The sequence below is a fragment of the Sodalis sp. RH15 genome, assembly GCF_047324255.1.
In the GTDB taxonomy this organism is placed as follows: domain Bacteria; phylum Pseudomonadota; class Gammaproteobacteria; order Enterobacterales; family Enterobacteriaceae; genus Acerihabitans; species Acerihabitans ligni.
Map to the genome: position 1 here is coordinate 1,070,405 of NZ_CP178738.1, position 15,965 is coordinate 1,086,369.

Sequence of the window (15,965 nt, forward strand, 5' to 3'; positions counted from 1 at the left end):
AAATTTATGGCTTTGCCTCGCAAATTAAAACTGCTGAACCTGTTTAACGACGGGTTCAGCTATCAGGGTGTGGTCACCTCCATGACCCTGCCCAAGCTCACCCGCAAGCTGGAGAACTATCGCGGCGGCGGCATGCACGGCGTCGCGCCGGTGGATTTGGGCCTGGATGACGACGCCTTGTCGGTGGAATGGTCCATAGGCGGCATTGATGACCTGGTGCTGACCCAATGGGGCGCGGCGGGGGTGAACGCGGTGCCACTGCGTTTTGTCGGATCGTTCCAGCGTGATGATACCGGCGACGTGACGGCGGTCGAGGTGGCCCTGCGTGGCCGCCATAAGGAAATTGACTCCGGCGATTACAAGCAGGGCGAGGACACCGAGACCAAAGTCTCCACCCAATGCACCTATTACAAGTTGACCGTCGGCGGCAATGTGCTGATTGAAATCGATACCGTCAACCTGGTGGAAATCGTCAATGGCGTGGACCGGCTGGCGGAACATCGCCGCGCCATCGGTTTGTAATGATTCCCCTTTTTAAGCGTAACGGTTACGGATAAACCGATATAAATTCACCCTTCAAATAGGAAATAAAAATAATGAATACTTTGGTCAAACTCGATACCCCCATTAAACGCGGTGAAACCCTGATTACCAACGTGGAAGTGCTCAAACCCAACGCAGGCGCGCTGCGCGGCGTGCGTCTGGCGGATGTAGCGAACGCCGATGTGGACGCGCTGTTAATCGTGCTGCCGCGCATTACCTCGCCGCAGTTGACCCAGCATGAATGCGCGCAGCTTGGTCTGCCGGATATGGTGGCTTTGGCGGGGCAGGTGATCGGTTTTTTGTCGCCGAAATCGGACGAGTTGGCATCCCCGCAGGCTTGACGGTGGATGACCTGATGGCGGATATCGCGGTGATATTTCACTGGCCGCCGTCGGAATTATTCCCCCTGTCACTCACTGAGTTAATCGCCTGGCGCACTCGCGCCCTTAAACGCAGCGGGCAAACCGATGAGTAATAAGCTTCAGCTTCAGGTACTGCTAAAAGCGGTGGATAAGGCCACACGGCCATTTCGGGCGGTGCAGACCGCCAGCCGTAACCTGGCCGGCGATATTCGCGCCACGGAAAAAACCTTGCGTACCCTCGACCAGCAGGCCGGGAAAATCGATAGATTCAAAAAGGTCAAAGCGCAGCTCACCGCCACCGGCGTGGGCCTGCGCCAGGCTCGGCAGGAAGCGGCGAACCTTGAAAAAACCTTTAGCGCATTGGATAACCCCACCGCCAAACAAAGCCGCGAGATGGACAAGGCACGGCGCAACGTGGCGGCGCTGGAAGAGAAATACCGCAGCCTGCGCCAGTCGGTAAAATCACAGCGTTCCGAGCTGAGCGGCGCGGGCATTGCCACCAACCGTCTCACCTCTGAGCAAAAGCGCCTGGGCGAGAACGCTGACGCCGCCACCCGCACCCTGAATCGGCAACGGGATGCGCTCGCCAAACTAAGCCAACAGCAACAGCGTCTAACCCGTATCAAAGAGCGCTACCAGGCTGGCAAGGAGATGGCCGGAAACATCGCCGGGAAAAGTACCGCCGCGCTCGGCATGGTCACCGGTACGCTGTACGCCGAGGGCCGGTTTATCGCACCGGGAGTGGCATTCGACCGGCAAATGTCCAGCTCTCAGGCCATCCTGGGGCTGGATAAAAAAGACACCAAGCTCCAGGTCATGCGCCAGCAGGCGCGGGATATCGGCGCCACCACGGCGTTTTCCCCTACCGATGTGGCGCGCACGCAAACCACCTTGGCCCGTTCCGGGTACGATGCCGATGCCATTCTTAAATCTACCGACATCACGGTTAACCTCTCCCTGGCCGGTGAGGTGGATATTGCCGAGGCGGCGGACATCGTCACTAATATGCAATCCGCCTTCCAAATCCCCCTAGACCATATCGGCCGAGTGGCGGACGTGATGACCAAGGGGTTTACCAGTTCCAATACTTCGCTGATTGAACTGGGCGAAGCGATGAAATATGCCGCGCCCATCGCCCGCGCCGCCGGGGCCAGTATCGAGGACGCCACCGCCATGCTCGGTGTGCTGGCGGATAACGGCATCAAAGGTAGCATGGCCGGTACCGGTGTCAGCGCGGTGTTTACCCGCTTGCAGGCACCTACCGGTGAATCCGCAGCGGCTTTGGGCGAGCTGAAGGTCACCACCCGCGATAAGCAGGGCAACTTCTTACCCATTGAACAGGTGCTAAAAGGCGTCGCCGGCTCCTTGAAAAAGCACAATCTCGGCACGGCGCAACGGGCGGAATACTTTAAGGCCATCTTTGGCGAAGAGGCGATGAAGTCGGCGCAAAACCTGGTGGAAGCGGCGGAAAGCGGCAAGCTCGGTCAAAAGAAACAGGGCTTATTGCATTCCCAGGGCAAGGCTCGGGAGGTGGCCCGGATCCAGACCGATAACCTGGTGGGGGATTTAAAAAACCTGACGTCAGCATGGGAAGATATCCGCATTGAGCTGTTCGACGGACAGGACGGCAGCCTGCGCAAGCTGACCCAAGCCGCCATTAAATGGCTCACCATCGCAGGGGAATGGACGAAAAAAAATCCGCAGCTTGCCAAGCAGCTTACCGCCATGGCGGGCGTGGTAACCGCGTTAGTGGGCGGATTGGCAATACTCGGCCTGGCCGCGTGGCCGGTTATCGCCGGGTTTAATCTGCTGCTGTCGGGTAGTCAGTTATTGGCTGTCGGGCTGGCCGTGGCGGGGAAGGGCATAGCGGCCACCTTTGCCACGCTGGCGCTGCCGATTACGCTTACCGTGGCGGCACTTATTGCCGGGGCGCTGATGGTGCGCAAATATTGGCAACCGATTAAGGCGTTTATCGGCGGTGCGGTTGAGGGCTTTACGGCGGCGATGGGGCCGATTGCCGCTGGCTTTGCGCCGCTCAGGCCGGTTTTTACCTTGATGACCGATAAGCTGAAAGCCATCTTTAACGGGTTCGAGAATCTGATCGCGCCGGTGAAAGCCACGCAGGAATCCCTCGCCAGCGCCAGCCATGCCGGTAAGATATTCGGCGAGGGGGTGGCAACCGCCTTAGCCCTGCCCATGACCGCGTTGAAACAGCTGCGGCAGGGTATCGATTGGGTGCTGGACAAGCTCGGACTTATCGATAAACAGTCCGACGGCCTGGCCGATAAAGGAAAACGGTCGAATCCGGCAACCGCACCTCAAGCCTTTCAGGGTGCTGACCTTCCCTTATCTGGCGCGACCCCTCCCACCTTCTACGGCAATCAGCCCGGCGCTACCTCTGCCACCTCTTACGGTAATCAGCTCGGTGCCGCTCCGGCCACTGCTTACGGCTACCAGCCAGGCACCATGTTGCATAACGCCCATCCCATCCTGGGACAAATTCAGCAGGCGGATAAACCGATTTATGCAACCCAGCCCGCCCCGGCCACAACGCTTAATATCACCGTACCCTATACCCCAAAAAGTGGTGAAACCCTGACACCGCAGGACGTCGGGCGCATCGCCGCCGGTGCCGCCGCTGATGAGTGGGATAAACGGCAACGCAAGCAGCGCGCCCGCAACCGCAGCAGCATGACCTATGAGGCCCAGCCATGATGATGATCCTCGGGCTGTTTGTGTTCACTCTGAGCACCGCTCCGTATCAAACCTTAAACCGCTCGCTGGAATACCGTTGGCCCACCAATAGCCGGGTGGGATTGCTGCCGGCGGCGCAGTTTCTGGGCCAGGATAACGACGCTATTACCCTGTCCGGCGTGCTGTTGCCGGAGGTCACCGGCGGACGGCTGTCGCTCTTGGCGTTGGAAACCATGGCGGCGCAGGGCAAAGCCTGGCCGCTGATAGAAGGCAGTGGTCGCATATACGGCACGTTTGTGGTCACCGGCTTTACCGAGACCCGGACGGAGTTTTTTGCCGACGGCGCGGCCCGGCGTATTGAATTCACCCTCAACCTGATGCGGGTAGATGAAAGCCTGACGGCGATGTTTGGCGATTTAAAAGATCAGGCCGGAAGTCTGTTGAGCAAAGCCAAAACCCTGGCGGGCAAAGCGCAGTCCGTCCTCGGGGGATTCGGTTCATGATTAACACGCGGATGCCCTCCGCCGGTGCCACCGTCGCGCCGGATTTTCGGCTAATGATGAATGAAAAGGATATCACCGCAGACCTGCGCCCGCGCCTGCTGTCGCTGACCCTCACCGACAACCGCGGATTTGATGCCGACCAGTTGGATATTGAACTGAATGACGCCGACGGTCAGTTACAGATGCCGGGGCGCGGGGCGGTTATCAGCGTGTTTTTAGGCTGGTTGGGTGAGGCGCTTTACGGTAAAGGGGATTTTACCGTGGATGAAGTGGAGCACCACGGCGCGCCGGATACGCTGATTATTCGCGCCCGCAGCGCGGACTTTCGCGGCTCTTTAAATTCCCGGCGCGAGGTGTCCTATCATGACACTAATTTAAACGATATCGTTAGCCAGATAGCCACCCGCAACAGCCTGACACCGGCGGTCTCCGATGAGTTGAAAGCTATCAAAATTCCCCATATCGACCAGACCCAGGAAACCGACGCGGCGTTTATCACCCGCCTGGCGGAATTAAACGGCGCGGTGGCGGCTATCAAGGCGGGCCGGTTGATGCTGTTCAAACCCGGTAGCGGCAAGACCGTCTCCGGCAAAGCCATCCCGCAAATGAGCATTGAACGCCGCGACGGGGACCGGCACAGCTTTACAATCGCCGATCGTGGCGCTTATACCGGCGTGACCGCAAGCTGGCTGCATACCAAAGATCCCAAGCAGGCCAATGCGAAAACCACCGTGCAGCGCAAACCGAAAGCGCGGCACCTGCGCGCCTTGCAGCATCCCAATACCAAGGTGCGCCATCTGCGAGCGTTACAACAGCCCAGCACCACGGCTAAGTCTGTTGCCCCGAAAGGTGTAAAAACGCCGGAAGCCAGGGAGGGGGAGTATATGGCGGGAAGCTCGGATAACGTGCTGGCGCTGACCACTGTTTATGCCACAAAAGCCGCCGCCATGCGCGCCGCCACCGCGAAATGGGAGAAGCTGCAACGCGGTGTCGCCGAGTTTTCCCTGACGCTGGCAATGGGCCGTGCCGATCTTTACCCGGAGACGCCGGTGGCGGTGAAAGGCTTTAAATCGGTGATTGACGCGCAGCCATGGATTATCAACAAGGTGACCCATAACCTGAGCAATAGCGGCTACACCACCACGTTAAATTTGGAAGTCTTATTGAGCAACGTTAATTTTGAAACCGATAAATAGGGAATGTTATTTAGAATAAAGTTAATTTTAGTGCCTTTATTCACTAATAGTGAATTTTAAAATGGCTAATGATAAAATTGTCGGCAGATTAAAACGGAAGGAATATTTATTTTATGATGCATTGCCCGTTATGCAAAAACGCCGCTCATGCCCGCTCAAGCCGTTATCTCAGTGACTCAACCAAAGAACGTTATCACCAATGCACCAACATCAATTGCGGCCATACCTTTAAGACCATGGAAAGCATTACCGATTCCATTATGATCCCCGGTCGGGTGAATCCTGCGCCGCCTCATCCTAAGGGTATACAAGATACGTTTTGCTTCTGAGCCAAGCCTGCGAAAGCGGGTTTTTTCACGCCTGAAATTTGCCCTTTTTTGAAGCCTAAAATGCGTTACGGACGAGGCACGAAATTTTCTGGTGAGACACTTTTGAGACACTTTGCTAAAACAGTGAAATTCGAGGCGGAGAAGGGTGATTGTAACTTAATGATTTATAACAATTTTCTTGGTGGCCCCTGCTGGACTTGAACCAGCGACCAAGCGATTATGAGTCGCCTGCTCTAACCAACTGAGCTAAGGGGCCGAGTGGGCGTTGATTATAGAGGAACGGCACAAACAGATCCATAGGGGCGCGCACTAGATGGCTGATTTATCGCCAAATCCCGGCTATTATGATTGTATAACAATAGCTAGGCATCATAAAGGAGCCGAATAGATGCTTGAGGATATCCTGTCGCCAGGGTTAAGGGTTGTGTTTTGCGGTATCAATCCCGGGTTGTCCAGCGCCCATAAAGGACTTCATTTCGCCAACCCCAATAATCGTTTTTGGAAGATCCTCCACCAGTCCGGTTTCACCGAGCGCCAGTTCAAGCCGGAAGAGGGGCCTGAGCTATTGGGTAGCGGCTGCGGACTCACGGTGCTGGTGGAGCGGCCCACGGTGGAAGCGGCGGAGGTCACGCTATCGGAGATTCGTGAAGGGGGCCCGCGCCTGATTGAAAAAATAGAATTTTATCAGCCTAAGGCGCTGGCGGTTTTAGGCAAGCAGGTCTACCGGCAGGCCTTTCGGGTGCGCGACGTGATGTGGGGCAAACAGGAGATGACCATCGGCAATACCGAAATCTGGGTGCTGCCCAATCCCAGCGGCCTGAACCGCATGAGCTTCGGCACGTTGCTCAAATCCTATCGCGAATTGAATATTGCGCTGCCGCCGCTGAAGGATACTGCCATAAAAAACCTCGGCGCTATGGCGGATGGCGGCGTGGAAAAATACACCGGCACTATGAAGGAGCCCGGCCTCGAAAGCCCACCGGCGCTTTAGGTGAGTAGAACCAGGTAAAGCTCACGGCGCTACGGAGAATGAGTGTTGTAAAAGCCCACCGGCGCTACGGAGGATTGAAGGCATAAAAAAAGCCCCGCTGACCTGGCGGGGCTTTTTAGGATAAAAGCATCTAACGGCAATGATGTCATGGCGCCCTTATTCATTACATCAATGAAACAAGGGCCGCCAGGGCACGTGCCGTTCTAGTCGTCCAGGAAGCTGCGCAGCACTTCCGAACGGCTCGGATGACGCAGCTTGCGCAGCGCCTTCGCTTCTATCTGACGGATACGTTCGCGGGTGACATCGAACTGTTTACCCACTTCTTCCAGCGTATGGTCGGTATTCATATCGATGCCGAAACGCATGCGCAGCACTTTCGCTTCACGGGCGGTTAAACCGGCCAATACGTCATGGGTCGCCGAACGCAGGCTTTCCGACGTGGCGGAGTCCAGCGGCAATTCCAGGGTGGTATCTTCGATAAAATCACCTAAATGGGAATCTTCATCGTCGCCGATGGGGGTTTCCATGGAAATCGGTTCCTTAGCGATTTTCAGCACTTTGCGGATTTTATCTTCCGGCATCAGCATACGTTCCGCCAGCTCTTCAGGGGTAGGCTCGCGTCCCATTTCCTGCAGCATCTGACGGGAGATACGGTTGAGCTTGTTGATGGTCTCAATCATATGCACCGGTATACGGATGGTACGCGCCTGGTCGGCAATGGAGCGGGTGATGGCCTGCCGTATCCACCAGGTGGCATAGGTTGAGAACTTGTAGCCGCGGCGGTATTCGAACTTGTCTACCGCTTTCATCAAACCGATGTTGCCTTCCTGGATCAAATCCAGGAACTGCAGGCCGCGGTTGGTGTATTTTTTGGCGATGGAGATAACCAGGCGCAGGTTTGCCTCAACCATCTCTTTCTTGGCGCGGCGGGCCTTGGCTTCGCCAATGGACATCCGGCGGTTGATATCCTTCACCTGCTCGATGGTCAGGCCGGTTTCTTCTTCGATCTGACGGAGTTTTTGCAGGTTGCGATGGACGTCTTCATCCACTTCGCGCAGTTTTTCCGACCAGGGCTTGTTCATGGCCAGCGCGGCCTTGAACCAGGCTTCGCTGGTTTCATTACCGGAGAACAGCGTGACGAAGTTTTTCTTCGGCATTTTGCAGATTTCAACGCACAGCTTCATGATCAAGCGTTCCTGGGTACGCACGCGGTCCATCATGGAACGCATGTTGTTCACCAGGTAGTCGAACTGCTTGGGCACCAGTCGGAACTGTTTGAACACCTCGGACAGCTTGAGGATTTCGTCCGTTGATTTGGCATGGCTGCGGCCGTTGGTTTTGATAACGGTTCGCGTCGCTTCATACTGCTCGCGCAGCTCGACGAATTTCTGGCGGGCCAGCTCGGGATCGATGCTGTTATCATCGTCGCTGCTGTCTTCGTCGTCTTCTTCGTCATCGTCGTCGTCGTTCGCCAGCTCTTCAGTGGTTAACTCGGAACCGATATGGGTGGCGGTAGGGGCCAAATCTTCTTCGGCGTTGGGATCGACAAAGCCGGTGATCAAATCCGACAGCCGTGCTTCCCCCGCTTCGACGCGGTCGTACTGTTCCAGCAGGTAGGTGATAGCCTCAGGATACTCCGCGACGGAGCATTGAACCTGATTAATCCCGTCCTCGATACGCTTGGCGATGTCGATTTCGCCTTCACGGGTCAGCAGTTCCACTGTACCCATTTCACGCATGTACATACGCACCGGATCGGTGGTGCGTCCAATTTCGGATTCGACACTCGATAGCACTTGGGCTGCCGCTTCGGCGGCGTCTTCGTCGGTGTCGGAGGTATTTTCCGCCAACAGGAGATCATCGGCATCGGGTGCTTCTTCCATCACCTGGATGCCCATGTCATTTATCATCTGGATGATGTCTTCGATCTGATCGGAGTCGACGATATCCTCCGGCAGATGGTCATTGACCTCGGCAAAGGTCAAATAGCCTTGCTCCTTACCACGAGTGACAAGTAGCTTGAGCTGTGACTGCGGGTTTTGCTCCATAAGACGGTATCCACACTTCAGAGTAATTTCGGTGTTGGTCGGTGAAATTTCATCACCAACAAGAGATCAGGCCATTATTTAACGCCGCAGCCCACTACGGCATCGCACAGGGCATTGCCCTGACATTTATAGGCATTTAAGCCTCGTCATTCATTTTTTTTTGGCCAACGCTTTATTTAGCGACCAAAGCTCTTTACGTTCTTCGGCAGTTAACCGGTGCGTTCTGTCGCGGGCGATTAACACTTCCTGACGTTGTTCAAGTATGGAGTCGTACAGGCTCGTCAGGGTATCGATAAAAGTTTCTTCGACCATATCATCTATGATCATGTGGTTCCAGGTTGCCAGGGTTTCAAGCTGTCGGCTGGATTTATTATCCCGATAATGCTCGAGCAACTGTCCCGTGGTAATGCCTGGTTGCGCCTGACAGGTTTGCACTAACTCGATAAACAAAGGTACACCCGGCTGATTTGCCTGCTCTAAACCCGCAATTGACGGGATAAGAGCGCAAAGGCGCGGGTTTTGCACCAACAATCCTATAAGTATACGCATGGTTGTGCGTTTTATCCGGGGCTGGGGCGAAATATTTGTATTGCCCCCCTGTTGCGGTAGCAGCTTTTCCAGCTGGCTATCGTCCAAAATGCCCAATTTATTGCCTAATTGCTGGCGCAGGTACATACGCAGTGTTTCTCCCGGCACCTGTCCGATGAGAGGCAGGGCCAGGGTGCTCAATTTCGCCCGTCCGTCCGGGCTGCTCAGATCCACCTGGGGCATCAGCGTCTCGAACAAAAATACCGACAGCGGCTGTGCTTGCTCGATAAGCTGCTCGAACGCTTCTTTGCCAATCTGGCGCACCAGGGTATCCGGGTCTTCTCCGTCCGGCAGAAACATAAAACGCAGCTGACGGCCGTCGCTGAGATAAGGCAGCGCCGTTTCCAGCGCCCGCCAGGCGGCCTCGCGGCCGGCGCGGTCGCCGTCATAACAGCAGATAACCTGTTCCGTGGCGCGGTACAGCAACTGTATATGCTCGGCTGTGGTGGCGGTTCCCAGCGAGGCGACGGCATAATCTATGCCGAACTGCGCCAGCGCCACGACATCCATGTAACCCTCCACCACCAGCAGGCGCGAGAGTTCCGGATGCTGCTGCTGCGCCTCATAAAGGCCATACAGCTGGCGGCCTTTGTGGAAAATCTCGGTTTCCGGCGAGTTCAGATATTTGGGCTGGCCTTCGCCCAGAATACGGCCGCCGAAGGCGATAACCCGGCCCCTACGGTCCCGGATGGGGAACATCACCCGTTCACGGAAGCGATCATAGGTCCTTCCCTGATCGTTAGTCACCAACATTCCGGCATCGTTCAATGCTTCTCTTTCTTCCGCCGACCGGCCGAAGCGCTTTAGAACGTTGTCCCAGCCCGGAGGAGCGTAGCCGATGGCGAAATGGCCGATGACCTCCGCGCTCAGCCCGCGTTTGGCCAGATACTGCTGCGGGGCCGTGGCGGTGTTCTGCTTGAGGGCCTGTGCGTAAAAACCGCTCAGCTGCTCCATAACCTGATACAGGCTCTGGCGCTGATGGCGTTCCTGCTGGTTGGGTCCGGCCCCCGCTTCGTAGGGAACCTCCAGACCGTGCATGGTCGCCAACTCTTCGATGGATTCGACAAACTCCAGCCGGTCAAAATTCATCAAGAAGTCAATTGCGTTGCCGTGGGCGCCGCAGCCGAAGCAATGATAGAACTGCTTATCGCCATTAACGGTAAACGACGGGGTTTTTTCATGGTGAAACGGACAACAGGCGTGATAATTTTTGCCTTGCTTTTTAAGCTTCACACGAGCATCGACCAGGTCGATAATGTCGGTGCGCGCCAGCAAGTCATTGATAAATACGCGTGGAATTCGTCCAGCCATAAGCCCTGATTGGTTAGCCTATAAACGAGAACAAGCCGTGTAACCCTTGCGGATCCCACGGCCTTCGTTTGCAACTTTCTGTATGCAACTACTAAGTCGTATGCAACTTCTAAGTCTGCGGATTAATCACGCGGTCGGGGTTTTGACCCCGAAATATTAATACAGACGAGTGCGGCGTGCGTTTTCGCGGGCCAATTTTTTAGCATGACGTTTTACTGCGGACGCTTTGGCGCGTTTGCGTTCGGTAGTCGGCTTTTCATAGAACTCACGACGACGGACTTCGGCCAGAACACCTGCCTTTTCACAGGAACGTTTAAAGCGACGCAGTGCTACGTCGAACGGCTCGTTTTCACGTACTTTAATTACCGGCATGTAACTCTCACCTCGATAGAATTCGGTTTTTGCTGCTGACCTGTTGTCAGCCATTTCAAAATGGTGCGGAATTTTACTTCAAGCATAGCTGTCTTGTAAAGCGCTAAGGACAACTCTCTTGCCGGCGAAGCGTTCGGCCGCCGCGTTTCCGGCTGATTTCTGTATAAGAGTATAGCGCAAAGCGCTTAAAATTGCCGCATCTGATTGGTTTTATCAATCAAAAAAGGTAATATCAAGCGGCTGTACCTTGCAAATCAAGATCCTCCCGGCCAATACCGGATCTTCAGGGTCAGCAAGGGGCATACTTGTAGCATGGCCCGGACAAGAAAGACACTGATTTTGCACCGGGCCATGGTCAGGTGCGCCTCCCGCGGGCGGAGATTATGGTAGACTGTGCGCCGCTTTGGAGTGGAGCTGGTAAAAAATTATGCGTGTATTGGGTATTGAAACGTCCTGCGACGAAACCGGTGTGGCGATTTATGACCAACAGGCGGGCCTGCTGGCCAATCAGCTATACAGCCAGGTGAAGCTGCATGCCGATTACGGCGGCGTGGTGCCCGAGCTGGCCTCGCGGGATCATGTACGTAAAGCCGTTCCGCTGATCCAGGCGGCGCTGCTGGAAGCCGGCATGGGGGCGAAGGATATTGACGGCGTGGCCTATACCGCCGGTCCCGGCCTGGTGGGCGCGCTGATGGTGGGCGCCACGGTGGGACGGGCGCTGGCCTATGCCTGGGGGGTGCCGGCCGTTGCGGTACATCATATGGAAGGCCATTTGCTGGCGCCGATGCTGGAAGAGAATCCGCCGGTGTTTCCCTTTGTGGCGTTATTGGTCTCCGGCGGCCATACCCAATTGATCCATGTGGCCGGCATCGGCCGCTATACGCTGCTGGGTGAATCCATCGACGATGCCGCCGGCGAGGCGTTTGATAAGACCGCCAAGCTGCTGGGGCTGGATTATCCCGGCGGTCCTCTGCTGTCGCAACTGGCGCGGCAGGGCGTCGCCGGACGCTTTACCTTTCCGCGCCCCATGACCGATCGCCCCGGTCTGGATTTCAGTTTCTCCGGTTTGAAAACCTTTGCCGCCAATACTGTGCGCGCTAATGATGGCGATCCCCAGACCCGGGCGGACATCGCACGGGCGTTTGAGGACGCGGTGGTGGATACGCTGCTTATCAAGTGCCGGCGGGCGCTGGAACAAACCGGGCTCGAACGCCTGGTCATCGCAGGCGGCGTAAGCGCCAACAGTGCCCTGCGCGAACGCCTGGCGGCCATGATGCGAAGCCGAGGCGGCCAGGTATTTTATGCCCGTCCGGAGTTTTGTACCGATAACGGCGCCATGATTGCCTATGCCGGGATGGTGCGTTTGCAAAACGGGATCATGGGGGATTTGGCCATCACGGTAAGGCCGCGCTGGCCGCTGGCGGAATTACCGGCGCTGTAAGCTTCGCCAGGCCAGGCTGCTGACAAACGTACTCGGAGTCAATCAAGGAGGGACACAGGCTGCCAGAAGAGTAAACCGTCCGCGCCAGGGATGGCGCGGATCGAGCCTACAAGGACGTATTTACGGCGTGTTTACGATCTGGCAGCCTGTCACGACCGGGTACTTTGTCAACAAGCTCCGTTATCAGCTTTTATGATTTTGCCGATCATCGATATCCAAATCCTTTTTGCGTTTGCGCCATAGGCGGCTTTCCTGGCCGCGCCATAAGCGCTGGATATTGTCATGGTGGCGCAACAAGACCAGGCACGACAGCATCGACACGGGAAAAGTGAACTGCGGTTTAAACCACCAGACATAAAACGGCGCTATCAGGGCGCTGATGATAGCGCCCAGGGATGAATAACCGCTTAACAGCACCGTCAGCAGCCAAGTGCCGGCCATCAGCCCGGTCAGGTCCCAGCCGATGGGCGCGATGGCGCCGAACGCCGTGGCGACGCCTTTGCCGCCCTGGAAGTGAAAGAATACCGGGTAGATATGCCCGATACAGGCGGCAATGGCCACCAGGCCCAGGTAAAACGGCGGTATCCCCAGCCGGTAACCCAGCCAGACCGGCAGCATCCCTTTGAGCACGTCGAACACCATGACGCCGGCGGCGGCGAACCGGCCGCCCAGGCGCAGGACATTGGTGGCCCCAGGATTGCCGGAGCCGTGAGTGCGGGGATCGGGCAGGCGGGCTATCCTGCAGATCAGGATCGCGCTTGATACCGAGCCGCAAAGATAGGCGAAGATTATCATGCCGATCGAAAGAGCATTCATAACCAAATTCCATCCCGTCATCATCGTTTTTCGTGGCCTAGCTGTGGATAATACGCATATTCCGTGCTAAGTGGTATCAGACATCCACAAAAACCGAGTATGGCTCATGGACATTGTATTTATAAAAGCATTAACGGTTATGGCGTTTATCGGCGTTTACGAGTGGGAACAGGAGCGCCGGCAGAAACTGGTTTTTGATATCGAAATGGGATGGGACAACCGGCCGGCGGCCGGCAGCGATGATGTGGCGGATTGCCTGAGCTACGCCGATGTCAGTGAAGCGGTGCTTGCCTTTGTGGCCGGTGGCCGTTTCGCCCTGGTGGAGCGGGTGGCGGAGGAGGTGGCCGATTTGCTGCTGCAGCGTTTCGCCCTGCCCTGGGTGCGGATCGTTCTTAGCAAACCCGGGGCGGTACCCCAGGCCGAGAGCGTCGGCGTTATTATCGAGCGTACTCGCTGAAAAGTCTGAAAAAAAGACTTCTTAAGCTAAATTTCATGCAACGGAAACAGGGATACCGTATGTTATGTCTCATTTTCCGAATTGTTAGCGGCCGGAGTTTTAAACTGCCGCTTTTTTGTTGTCGGTTGATTGAGGGGACGGTTTTGTATGACAGGTCTGCATGATTTATTTGTCGCGTTTATTTTAGGGATAGTCGAAGGGTTAACTGAATTTTTGCCGGTCTCTTCTACAGGACATATGATTCTGGCGGGCACGTTGCTGGGTTTTACCGATGACAGAGCGAAGACCTTCGAGGTGATAATCCAATTGGGTTCTATCCTGGCGGTGGTGGTGATGTTCTGGCGGCGGTTGTTTGGTTTGATCGGCATTCATTTCGGCGAAGTCAAGCATGAGGGCATCGGACAGGGGCGGTTAACCCTGGTGCATATCATTCTGGGCATGGTGCCGGCGGTTATTATGGGCCTGGTGCTGCATGAGCAAATCAAAGCGCTGTTTGAAGCAAAATATGTCATGTACGCCCTGGTGGTGGGCGGTGTGCTGTTGCTGGCGGGCGAGTGGCTGAAACCCAAGCTGCCCCGGGCGCAGGGGATCGATGATATCACCTATCTGCAGGCCCTTCTGATCGGCTGTTTCCAGTGCCTGGCGCTGTGGCCGGGATTTTCCCGTTCGGGTGCTACCATCAGCGGTGGTTTGCTGATGGGCGTCAGCCGTTACGCGGCGTCCGAGTTTTCCTTTATTCTGGCGGTGCCGATGATGATTGGCGCCACGGGGCTGGATCTGTATAAAAGCCTGCCGTTCCTGTCGTGGCATGATTTTCCGATGTTTGCGGTGGGGTTTGTGACAGCCTTTATCGTCGCCCTGCTGGCCATAAAATTCTTCTTGCAAATCATCAAGCGGATTTCGTTTGTGCCCTTCGCCATCTACCGGTTTGTTCTGGCGGCGGTGGTCTACTGGGTGATGATGTAACGGGCTGGAACGGCGAATTTTCCTGCCGCTACCTGTCCTTCCGGTATGCGGCGGGACAGGCTAGTCCTCTATAACCGCCGTTCGTGAGTGCTCTTTTTGCTGTTTCCATGAAGTCAGGGCGCGCAGGCGGCGCAGGCGAATCTCTTCGCCGATCCCGGCGCCGACGAAGCCGTCTTCAATCACCTCCCGGTTGGTCACCGAGGCCGCCACTTTGAAGGCCTCCCGCAGATAATCTCCCTGCGGGTACGCATTGTTTTCAAAACCGGTGCGGCCGCGGGCATCGGCTTCGCTGGCCGTGATCATTTGCTCCAGGCGCTGCGGTTTGCGCCAGACGTCGATGGCATGGAATAACTTCATCAGCGTCTTGGGCGTTAAACGGTCCACGGTATGGATCAAGTCATGATATTCGGCGACGACTGTAGCCAGTTCCCGTATGTGGTTCGGTACCCGCAAGCGTTCGCACAGGGTTTGCACCAGCCTGACTCCCGCCGGGCCGTGCCCGTGGTGGTGCGGCCATTGATCGCGCGGAGTCAGGCCCTTGCCCAGATCGTGGCACAGGGTGGCGAACCGCACGTCCACATCGGGCGTCAGCTGCGCCGCCACCGCCAGGGTCATCAGAGTATGTATGCCGGTGTCGATTTCCGGATGCCATTTGGCCGGGGCGGGCACGCCGAACAGGTTGTCGATCTCCGGGAACAGCGCCGCCAGCGCTCCGCAGTCGCGCAGAACCTGGAAATAGACCTGCGGATTGCGGGTGGCCAGGGCCTTCTCAGTTTCTTTCCATACCCGTTCTGTCGAAATAAGCGGCAGTTCTCCCGCCAGTGTCATCTGCCGCATCAGCGCCAGGGTTTCCGGGGCAATACGGAAATTCAAATGGGCGAAGCGGGCGGCGAAGCGGGCGACCCGCAAAACCCGTAAAGGGTCCTCGCCGAAGGCGTCCGAGACGTGGCGTAATAGGCGCTGTTCAATATCCCGCCGGCCTTGGAACGGGTCGATAAGCGCGCCGTCTTCATCCTGAGCGATGGCGTTGATGGTCAGGTCACGGCGCAGCAGGTCCTGCTCCAGGGTGACGTCCGGGGCCGCATAGCAGGTAAAGCCGGTATATCCCTGCCCGGATTTTCGTTCGGTGCGCGCCAGGGCATACTCTTCGCGGGATTGCGGATGCAGGAAAACGGGGAAATCCTTGCCCACCTGCTGATAGCCCTGCGCAATAAGCTCATCGGGGGTTGCCCCCACCACGACCCAGTCTTTTTCCCGCACCGGCAAATGTAATAAACTGTCGCGAACGGCGCCGCCGACCAGATATCTTTTCACGCTCCACTCCTGACCATGTCGGTTTTGCCATCAT

At 56.5% G+C, this 15,965-nt stretch carries 15 protein-coding genes, 1 tRNA gene and 1 pseudogene; 11 read left to right on the plus strand and 6 right to left on the minus strand.

Annotated features, from left to right (window positions below; all coding sequences use genetic code 11):
• The first annotated feature begins 6 nt into the window (after positions 1–6).
• The 7 genes from ACL2XO_RS05110 to ACL2XO_RS05140 all read left to right on the plus strand — a co-directional run bounded on the left by ACL2XO_RS05110 (position 7) and on the right by ACL2XO_RS05140 (position 5,627).
• On the plus strand, positions 7–522 hold the full coding sequence (locus ACL2XO_RS05110; RefSeq protein ID WP_413742309.1) for a phage major tail tube protein: 516 nt from the start codon (positions 7–9) through the stop codon (positions 520–522).
• A 74-nt stretch (positions 523–596) separates the two neighbouring features.
• Entirely contained in the window at positions 597–884 is a 288-nt protein-coding gene (locus tag ACL2XO_RS05115) for a phage tail assembly protein (protein ID WP_413742310.1), read from the plus strand.
• Between the two features lie 14 nt (positions 885–898).
• Positions 899–1,018, plus strand: a complete 120-nt coding sequence (locus ACL2XO_RS05120) for a GpE family phage tail protein (protein WP_413743034.1) — start codon at positions 899–901, stop codon at positions 1,016–1,018.
• Positions 1,011–3,620, plus strand: coding sequence for a phage tail tape measure protein (locus ACL2XO_RS05125; RefSeq protein WP_413742311.1), 2,610 nt, complete (start codon positions 1,011–1,013; stop codon positions 3,618–3,620). The genes ACL2XO_RS05120 and ACL2XO_RS05125 overlap by 8 nt, the downstream gene beginning before the upstream one ends.
• On the plus strand, positions 3,617–4,102 hold the full coding sequence (locus ACL2XO_RS05130) for a phage tail protein (RefSeq protein ID WP_413742312.1): 486 nt from the start codon (positions 3,617–3,619) through the stop codon (positions 4,100–4,102). Before ACL2XO_RS05125 ends, ACL2XO_RS05130 begins: the two co-directional genes overlap by 4 nt.
• On the plus strand, positions 4,099–5,298 hold the full coding sequence (locus ACL2XO_RS05135) for a phage late control D family protein (protein WP_413742313.1): 1,200 nt from the start codon (positions 4,099–4,101) through the stop codon (positions 5,296–5,298). Before ACL2XO_RS05130 ends, ACL2XO_RS05135 begins: the two co-directional genes overlap by 4 nt.
• Positions 5,299–5,411: 113 nt before the next feature.
• Entirely contained in the window at positions 5,412–5,627 is a 216-nt protein-coding gene (locus ACL2XO_RS05140) for a DNA-binding transcriptional regulator (protein ID WP_413742314.1), read from the plus strand.
• Positions 5,628–5,806: 179 nt separating this feature from the next.
• On the opposite strand, the gene ACL2XO_RS05145 is transcribed toward ACL2XO_RS05140, so the two are convergent.
• Positions 5,807–5,883 (minus strand) — tRNA-Ile (locus ACL2XO_RS05145).
• A 132-nt stretch (positions 5,884–6,015) separates the two neighbouring features.
• Between ACL2XO_RS05145 and mug the strand changes: the two are divergent.
• Positions 6,016–6,504: pseudogene (gene mug / locus ACL2XO_RS05150) on the plus strand (G/U mismatch-specific DNA glycosylase); the annotation flags it as partial.
• Between the two features lie 317 nt (positions 6,505–6,821).
• Here the strand turns inward: mug and rpoD are convergent.
• The 3 genes from rpoD to rpsU form a co-directional block, all read right to left on the minus strand.
• Positions 6,822–8,666: an RNA polymerase sigma factor RpoD gene (rpoD, locus tag ACL2XO_RS05155; RefSeq protein ID WP_132923488.1), complete on the minus strand. Its 1,845-nt coding sequence runs from the start codon at positions 8,664–8,666 to the stop codon at positions 6,822–6,824.
• A 150-nt stretch (positions 8,667–8,816) separates the two neighbouring features.
• Positions 8,817–10,565, minus strand: a complete 1,749-nt coding sequence (gene dnaG, locus ACL2XO_RS05160) for a DNA primase (RefSeq protein ID WP_413742315.1) — start codon at positions 10,563–10,565, stop codon at positions 8,817–8,819.
• A gap of 156 nt (positions 10,566–10,721) precedes the next feature.
• A complete protein-coding gene (gene rpsU / locus ACL2XO_RS05165) occupies positions 10,722–10,937 on the minus strand; it encodes a 30S ribosomal protein S21 (RefSeq protein WP_001144069.1) in 216 nt (71 codons plus the stop codon).
• Between the two features lie 427 nt (positions 10,938–11,364).
• Here rpsU and tsaD point away from each other — a divergent pair, with 427 nt between their 5' ends.
• The gene (tsaD, locus tag ACL2XO_RS05170; RefSeq protein WP_413742316.1) at positions 11,365–12,378 is read left to right on the plus strand and encodes a tRNA (adenosine(37)-N6)-threonylcarbamoyltransferase complex transferase subunit TsaD; all 1,014 of its coding nucleotides are present in this window, start codon (positions 11,365–11,367) and stop codon (positions 12,376–12,378) included.
• A 183-nt stretch (positions 12,379–12,561) separates the two neighbouring features.
• Here tsaD and plsY read toward each other — a convergent pair whose 3' ends face one another.
• Positions 12,562–13,194, minus strand: a complete 633-nt coding sequence (plsY, locus tag ACL2XO_RS05175; RefSeq protein ID WP_132923485.1) for a glycerol-3-phosphate 1-O-acyltransferase PlsY — start codon at positions 13,192–13,194, stop codon at positions 12,562–12,564.
• 106 nt (positions 13,195–13,300) lie between these two features.
• Here plsY and folB point away from each other — a divergent pair, with 106 nt between their 5' ends.
• Both folB and bacA read left to right on the plus strand, forming a co-directional pair.
• Positions 13,301–13,651: a bifunctional dihydroneopterin aldolase/7,8-dihydroneopterin epimerase gene (folB, locus tag ACL2XO_RS05180; protein WP_132923484.1), complete on the plus strand. Its 351-nt coding sequence runs from the start codon at positions 13,301–13,303 to the stop codon at positions 13,649–13,651.
• 147 nt (positions 13,652–13,798) lie between these two features.
• Positions 13,799–14,617: an undecaprenyl-diphosphate phosphatase gene (gene bacA / locus ACL2XO_RS05185; protein WP_413726538.1), complete on the plus strand. Its 819-nt coding sequence runs from the start codon at positions 13,799–13,801 to the stop codon at positions 14,615–14,617.
• A 60-nt stretch (positions 14,618–14,677) separates the two neighbouring features.
• Here bacA and ACL2XO_RS05190 read toward each other — a convergent pair whose 3' ends face one another.
• Positions 14,678–15,931, minus strand: coding sequence for a multifunctional CCA addition/repair protein (locus tag ACL2XO_RS05190; protein ID WP_413742317.1), 1,254 nt, complete (start codon positions 15,929–15,931; stop codon positions 14,678–14,680).
• Positions 15,932–15,965 lie beyond the last annotated feature (34 nt).

What these genes read in the sequence shown, in the direction of transcription:
- ACL2XO_RS05110 (WP_413742309.1), top strand. Translation starts at nt 7, where the DNA reads ATGGCTTTGCCTCGCAAATTAAAACTGCTGAACCTGTTTAACGACGGG.
- ACL2XO_RS05115 (WP_413742310.1), top strand. Translation starts at nt 597, where the DNA reads ATGAATACTTTGGTCAAACTCGATACCCCCATTAAACGCGGTGAAACC.
- ACL2XO_RS05120 (WP_413743034.1), top strand. Translation starts at nt 899, where the DNA reads ATGGCGGATATCGCGGTGATATTTCACTGGCCGCCGTCGGAATTATTC.
- ACL2XO_RS05125 (WP_413742311.1), top strand. Translation starts at nt 1,011, where the DNA reads ATGAGTAATAAGCTTCAGCTTCAGGTACTGCTAAAAGCGGTGGATAAG.
- ACL2XO_RS05130 (WP_413742312.1), top strand. Translation starts at nt 3,617, where the DNA reads ATGATGATGATCCTCGGGCTGTTTGTGTTCACTCTGAGCACCGCTCCG.
- ACL2XO_RS05135 (WP_413742313.1), top strand. Translation starts at nt 4,099, where the DNA reads ATGATTAACACGCGGATGCCCTCCGCCGGTGCCACCGTCGCGCCGGAT.
- ACL2XO_RS05140 (WP_413742314.1), top strand. Translation starts at nt 5,412, where the DNA reads ATGATGCATTGCCCGTTATGCAAAAACGCCGCTCATGCCCGCTCAAGC.
- rpoD (WP_132923488.1), bottom strand. Translation starts at nt 8,666, where the DNA reads ATGGAGCAAAACCCGCAGTCACAGCTCAAGCTACTTGTCACTCGTGGT.
- dnaG (WP_413742315.1), bottom strand. Translation starts at nt 10,565, where the DNA reads ATGGCTGGACGAATTCCACGCGTATTTATCAATGACTTGCTGGCGCGC.
- rpsU (WP_001144069.1), bottom strand. Translation starts at nt 10,937, where the DNA reads ATGCCGGTAATTAAAGTACGTGAAAACGAGCCGTTCGACGTAGCACTG.
- tsaD (WP_413742316.1), top strand. Translation starts at nt 11,365, where the DNA reads ATGCGTGTATTGGGTATTGAAACGTCCTGCGACGAAACCGGTGTGGCG.
- plsY (WP_132923485.1), bottom strand. Translation starts at nt 13,194, where the DNA reads ATGAATGCTCTTTCGATCGGCATGATAATCTTCGCCTATCTTTGCGGC.
- folB (WP_132923484.1), top strand. Translation starts at nt 13,301, where the DNA reads ATGGACATTGTATTTATAAAAGCATTAACGGTTATGGCGTTTATCGGC.
- bacA (WP_413726538.1), top strand. Translation starts at nt 13,799, where the DNA reads ATGACAGGTCTGCATGATTTATTTGTCGCGTTTATTTTAGGGATAGTC.